The following is a 6032-nucleotide window of genomic DNA, read 5'->3' as shown; positions in this document are numbered from 1 at the left end:
GCGGCTGGGGCTCGACGCCTCCCTCGACCGGTTCGACGCCCTGTGGCGGGGCGTGCCGCTGCTCGCGGACGTCGAGCCGTGCGGGTCCGGCCTGGTGCACCGGCTGCGCCGCGACGGGGGGCTGCCGGCGGCGCCGCGGCGGGCGCCGGGACCTCCAGGTGGTGGTCCGGCGCCACGGCGCCGGTCATCGCCCGCATCTGCTCCAGCACGGAGGCGAAGGACTCCTCCCCCGTCGACACCCGCGGCGGCGCGTCCGGCACCGACCCGGGCCGCGCGGGGGCGAGCACGTCGGACCCGGGGGGCCCGAACCCGTCCGGCCCCGCGTCGGCGGCGTCGGCGGCGTCGAGCAGCGCATCGATCCCCGCCGCGCCGCCGCCGGAGCCGGCCGAGCCCACCGTGACGCCCCGCCGCCGCAGCAGCCCGGTCGTGGGCGGGGGCGGCGCGTCCGGCACGTCGATCGTCAGCTCGTACCGCTCCCGCGCGAAGAACCCGGCGAGCCCGCCGGTGCGGACCCGCTCGGCGCGCACGATCCGCGCGGTGGGGCCGAACTCGGCGCGGACGTGCACCATGAGCTCGGCCAGGTCGGCGCCCTCAAGCAGCAATCGCGTGGGCACCGCTCACCACCCCGACGGTCTCGATGCGGACGCCGCCGCCGGTGACCTCGGCGTAGGACAGCACCGGCAGCCGGTCGAGCGCCAGGATGACGACCTTGCGCAGCGCTGGCCGCAGAGCCGGCGCGCAGACGAGCACGACGGACCGCCCGGTGGCCTCGGCGTCCGCGACCTGCGCGCGCAGCCGCTCCAGCATCGCCTCGAGGCGGGTCGGGTCGGTGACGATCTGGGTGCCGGACTCCGACGGGCGCAGCGCCTCCACGAGCGACTGCTCGAACACCGGGTCGAGCGTGAGGACCCGGAGCGCGCCGTCCTGCACGTACTGCGCGGACAGCGCCGGGCCGAGCGCGCCGCGCGCGGCCTCGACCAGGCCCTCGGGGTCGGTGCTGACCTTGGCGCGCAGCGTGAGCGCCTCGTAGATCCGGGACAGGTCGCGGATCGGCACCTCCTCGGCGAGCAGCCCCTGCAGCACGCGCTGGACCTCGCCGAGCGACAGGAGGCCGGGCACGAGCTCCTCGACCACGGACGGGTTGACCTGCTTGACGCCCTCGGTGAGCACGCGGACGTCCTCGCGGCCGAGCAGCCGCGGGGCGTTCCGGGTGATGATCGAGCCGAGGTGCGTGATCAGCACGGACACCCGGTCGACGACGGTCGCGCCGGCCATCTCGGCGGCGTGCCGGAGCTCGGCGGCCACCCACTTGCCGGGCAGGCCGAACACCGGCTCCACGACGGACTGCCCGGGCAGCGCGGCCAGGTCGTCGCCGAGCGCCAGGATGCGCCCGGGCGGGACCTCGCCGCGGCCGACCTCGACGCCGGCGATCCGGACGACGTAGGTGGACCGGGGCAGGTCGACGGAGTCCCGGGTGCGGACCGGCGGCACGACGATGCCGAGCTCCATGGCGATCTTGCGGCGCAGGCCGCGCACGCGGTGCAGCAGGTCCTGGTCCGGGCCGTTGCCGACCATGTCGACCAGGTCCGGCGCCAGCAGGATCTCCAGGGTGTGCACCCGCATCTGCTCGATGAGCGCCTCGGGGGTGTCGTTGCTCGTGGGTGCGGCGGTGGCGGTCGACGCGGCGGCGAGCTCCGCGGCGGCGGCCTCCTTGGCCTGCGAGGCCTTGATCCGCTGGGCCACGACCAGGAGGCCGGCGCCGACCAGCACGAACGGCAGCTTCGGCATGCCGGGCAGCAGGGCCAGCGCGAGCGCGCCGCAGCCGGCGATCAGCAGGGCGGTCCGGGACTGGGACAGCTGCTTGGACGCCGCGGTGCCCATGTCGCCCTCGGCCGTGGCCCGGGTGACGACGATGCCGGTGGACACCGAGAGCAGCAGGGCGGGGATCTGGGTGACCAGGCCGTCGCCGATGGTCAGCAGGCTGAACCGCTCGAGCGACTCGGTGACGGACAGGCCCATCTGGACCATGCCGATGACGAACCCGCCGATCAGGTTGATCAGCGTGATGATGATGCCGGCGATCGCGTCGCCCTTGACGAACTTCGAGCCACCGTCCATCGCGCCGTAGAAGTCGGCCTCCGCGGTGACCTCCGCGCGGCGCCTGCGGGCGGTCTCCTCGTCGATGAGGCCGGAGTTCAGGTCGGCGTCGATCGCCATCTGCTTGCCGGGCATCGCGTCGAGGGTGAACCGCGCGCCGACCTCGGCCACGCGGCCGGCGCCGTTGGTGATGACGACGAACTGGATGACGACCAGGATCAGGAAGATCACCAGGCCGATGACCAGCGACCCGCCGACCACGAAGTGCCCGAAGGCGTCGATCACGGCCCCGGCGTAGCCGTCGCGCAGCACCAGCCGGGTGGACGCGACGTTGAGCCCGAGCCGGAACAGCGTGAACACCAGGATCAGCGACGGGAACACGCTGAAGTCCAGCGGCTTCTGCACGTACATGCTGGTGAGCAGGATGACGAGCGCGGCCGTGATGTTCACGGCGATGAGCACGTCGAGCATCGCGGCGGGCAGCGGCACCACCAGCAGCAGCACGATGCCCACCACGCCCACCGGGACGGCGAGCTGGGAGATCTGCCGGTTCTTCATCGGAGGTCCTCGTCGGTGGTGGCGGGTACTGCTCTGGACATCGGCAGGAACGGGCCGGTCATGCGGTCTTCTCCTGGCGCGCTCGCCGGCGGGCACCGGCGACGGTGGTGGGGACGTCGTCCGGGGCGACCGAGCCGCCCGGCATGGTGTGCTTGCCCATCGCCGCGCCGCGCCGCTTGAGCTGCATGACGAACGCGAGCACGCGCGCGACGGCGGTGAACAGGTAGGCGGGGATCTCGGCGTCCACGGCGCACGCGGCGTGCAGCGCGCGGGCGAGCGGGATGTCCTCGACCATCGGCACGCGGTGCTCGACGGCCCGGGCGCGGATCTTGGCGGCGACGGCGCCCGCGCCCTTGGCGACGAGCCGCGGGGCGCCGGTGCCGGGGGTGTACTTGAGCGCGACGGCGACGTGCGTCGGGTTGACGACCACGACGTCGGCGTCGGCGACCGCGGCCATCATCCGGTTGCGGCTCATCGCCATCTGCTTGGACCGGATGTGGCCCTTGACGAGCGGGTCGCCCTCCGTGCGCTTGTTCTCCTCCTTGATCTCCTGCTTCGACATGCGCGTCTGCTTGCGGTTGCGGCGCACGACGACGAGCAGGTCGATCGCGGCGAGCAGCACGCCGGCCCCGATGCCCCAGACGATCAGCTGCTTCACGCCGGAGCCGGCGACGCCGAGCATGTGCTCCAGCGGGATCCGGCCGGTGCCCATCAGCTGCGGCACGAGGGCCTGCACGGCGGCGTAGAGGACGACGCCGACGACCGCGGTCTTGAGCAGCGTCTTGGCCCCCTCCCACCACGCGCTCGCGCCGAACAGCCGCTTGACCCCGGACACCGGGTTGAACTGCTTGACGTTCGGCTTGAACTTCTTGACGTGCACGCCGCCCTGGGCGACGGCCACGGCGATGATCACGCCCGCGACGACGGCCATCAGGGGGCCGAGCGTCCCGACCGCGGACCACAGGCCGTCCCCGAGCAGGTCGACGACCGTGCCGGCGTCCGGCGCGGCGATCGCCTCCCGGACCGCGGCGAGCTGGCCGCGGGCGGCGTCGCCCGCGCGGTGCGCGGTGCTGGGCAGCATGACCGCCGCGGCGGCCAGGCCGACCCACGCGGTGAGGTCCTGGGACCGGGAGAGCTTCCCGTCCCGGTGGACCTCCTTCATCCGCTGGGCTGTGGCCTTCTCGGTCTTCTCCCCGCCGTCCCCGCCCCCGGCCATCAGGCGACCCCGAGGACGGCCTCGACGGCCCGGCGCGCGAGGTCGTCCACGACCCCCGGCAGGGCCAGGTACGCGAAGCCGGCGAACGTCACGGTCATCAAGATCTTCAGCGGGAAGCCCATCGCGAACGCGTTCAGCGCGGGGGACACCCGGGTCAGCAGGCCGAGGCCCACGTCGGTGAGGAACAGCACGACCAGGAGCGGGCCGGCGATCTGCAGCGCGGCGAGGAACATGCCGGACAGCCCGGTGGTGACCGCCTGCCCCATCGCCGCGAGGTCCAGCCCGGTGCCCGGGGGCACGGCGTCGAACGACCGCGCGAGCCCGCCGAGCAGCAGCTGGTAGGCGCCGGACACGAACAGCAGGACCAGGCAGGTCATGTTGTAGAGCCGGGAGAACTGCGCGCCGGAGGTCATGTTCTGCGGGTCGAACGCCTGCGCGAGCTGGAACCCGCCGAACAGGTCGATCAGGTTGCCCGCGGCCTGCACGGCCGAGAACACCAGCGAGACCAGGAAGCCCAGCGCGGCGCCGACGACGGCCTCGAGCACGAGGTCGCCCACGAACTGGCCGGTCGACGTCGTCGAGACGAGGTCGAGGCGGGGCAGCACGGCGAGCGCCATCCCGACCGACAGCATCGCCTTGACCGTGTTCGGGATCCCGCGGTGCGCGAACGGCGGCGCGATCAGCAGGAACGCGGCGAACCGGACGCCCGCGAGCATCGCGGTCTGCACGGCGGCCAGGGAGAGGGTCACGTCCATCGCGGGTCAGCCTCCGAGCAGCGCCGGGATGCGCTCGAAGAGCTGGTGCGTGAACGTCACGAGCTCCGCGATCATCCAGTGCCCGCAGACCAGCAGCGCCACGGCGGCGGCGATGGCCTTCGGCACGAAGGACAGCGTCACCTCCTGGATCTGCGTGACGGACTGCACCAGGGAGACGGCGAACCCGACGACCAGCGCGGTGACCAGCACCGGGGCCGAGAGCTTCGCGGCGATGATGAGGGCGTCGAGCCCGATGTCGAGGACGGCCGAGGTGTCCATCAGCCGCCCCCGCCCGACGCGGCGCCGATCAGGGCGGTGACGATGAGGCCCCACCCGTCGACCAGCACGAACAGCAGCAGCTTGAACGGCAGCGACACCATGACGGGCGGCAGCATCATCATGCCCATGCTCATCAGGACCGAGGACACGACCAGGTCGATGACGAGGAACGGGATGAAGATGACGAACCCGATGATGAACGCCGAGCGCAGCTCCGAGAGCATGAACGCGGGGATCAGCGTGAGCATCGGGACCGCGGACGGGTCCTCCGGGTTCGGCTGGTCGGCCGCCCGGGTGATCAGCGCCAGGTCCGCCTCGCGGGTGTGGCCCAGCATGTACTCGCGCAGCGGGGCCGAGCCGGCGTCCAGCGCCGTGGTGAAGTCCATGCTGCCGTCGAGGTAGGGCTGCACCGCGTCGGTGTTGACGTCGGACAGCACCGGGGCCATCACGAACAGGCTGAGGAACAGCGCGAGGCCGGCGATCACCTGGTTCGGCGGCACGGTCGTCAGGCCGAGCGCGTTCCGGGTGAGGGACAGCACCACGAAGATCTTGGTGAAGCCGGTCATCATCAGCAGCAGCGACGGCGCGACCGACAGCAGCGTGATGCCGATGAGCACCACGATCGAGCTGCTGGGCGTGCCGTTCACGCCGTTGATCGCCACCGACACCTCACCGGTACCGGGGTCCGCGGGGCCGGTCGGCGCGGCGGGGCCCTCGGGCGGGGTCGGCGCGGCGTGCGCGATGCCGGACCCCAGGACGACCAGGGCGACGGCGAGGGCCAGCACGGCCAGGACGACCAGCGGCCAGCGGCGGCGGTCCGCGGCGTCGGCGGCCGCGAGGGCCTCGGCGCGCGCGCCGGACAGGACGAGGTCCACGTCGGCGGTCTCCGCGGCGGGGCGGGTGGTCAGGTCGGCGGTCACCGGCGCACCGTCCGCTCCCGCAGCACCGCGACGGCCTGCTTCCAGGTGGACGGAGCCAGCACCGAGCCGTGCAGCGCGCCGTGCGGCGCGGCCTGCGGGTCGCCGGCGGCGGGCGCGGTGAGGCGCTCGATGCGGGCGGGGTCGACGTCCGCGACCTCCAGGCCCACGAGGCCGGGCACCGCGGCGGCGGGCGTCGAGGACGCCGCG

At 73.5% G+C, this 6032-nt stretch carries 6 protein-coding genes and 1 pseudogene; all 7 read right to left on the bottom strand.

From position 1 onward, the window contains the following. A pseudogene (locus FA014_RS17270) lies at positions 1-614 on the bottom strand (hypothetical protein); the annotation flags it as partial. Beyond that, positions 592-2655, bottom strand: a complete 2064-nt coding sequence (gene flhA, locus FA014_RS17265) for a flagellar biosynthesis protein FlhA (protein ID WP_154730871.1) — start codon at positions 2653-2655, stop codon at positions 592-594. The pseudogene FA014_RS17270 and the gene flhA, both read right to left, overlap by 23 nt. Positions 2656-2713: 58 nt before the next feature. After that, positions 2714-3871 (bottom strand): EscU/YscU/HrcU family type III secretion system export apparatus switch protein, encoded by a 1158-nt coding sequence (locus FA014_RS17260; protein WP_154730870.1) that lies wholly within the window; start codon positions 3869-3871, stop codon positions 2714-2716. Continuing rightward, positions 3871-4626 carry a flagellar biosynthetic protein FliR gene (locus tag FA014_RS17255; protein WP_154730869.1) on the bottom strand — a complete coding sequence of 252 codons (756 nt, stop codon included), beginning with the start codon at positions 4624-4626 and terminating at the stop codon, positions 3871-3873. Before FA014_RS17255 ends, FA014_RS17260 begins: the two co-directional genes overlap by 1 nt. A 6-nt stretch (positions 4627-4632) precedes the next feature. After that, the gene (gene fliQ, locus FA014_RS17250; RefSeq protein ID WP_154730868.1) at positions 4633-4905 is read right to left on the bottom strand and encodes a flagellar biosynthesis protein FliQ; all 273 of its coding nucleotides are present in this window, start codon (positions 4903-4905) and stop codon (positions 4633-4635) included. Continuing rightward, positions 4905-5705, bottom strand: coding sequence for a flagellar type III secretion system pore protein FliP (fliP, locus tag FA014_RS17245; protein ID WP_195969344.1), 801 nt, complete (start codon positions 5703-5705; stop codon positions 4905-4907). Before fliP ends, fliQ begins: the two co-directional genes overlap by 1 nt. A gap of 116 nt (positions 5706-5821) precedes the next feature. Next, positions 5822-6032, bottom strand: a 211-nt coding sequence (locus FA014_RS20210; RefSeq protein WP_230323323.1) for a hypothetical protein, incomplete at its 5' end; no start/stop codon positions are given.

The organism is Cellulomonas hominis, from assembly GCF_005239125.1.
GTDB classification, from domain to species: domain Bacteria; phylum Actinomycetota; class Actinomycetes; order Actinomycetales; family Cellulomonadaceae; genus Cellulomonas; species Cellulomonas hominis_A.
The sequence above is the reverse complement of the archived record's forward strand: the minus strand, read 5'-3'. Positions and strand labels throughout refer to the sequence as shown.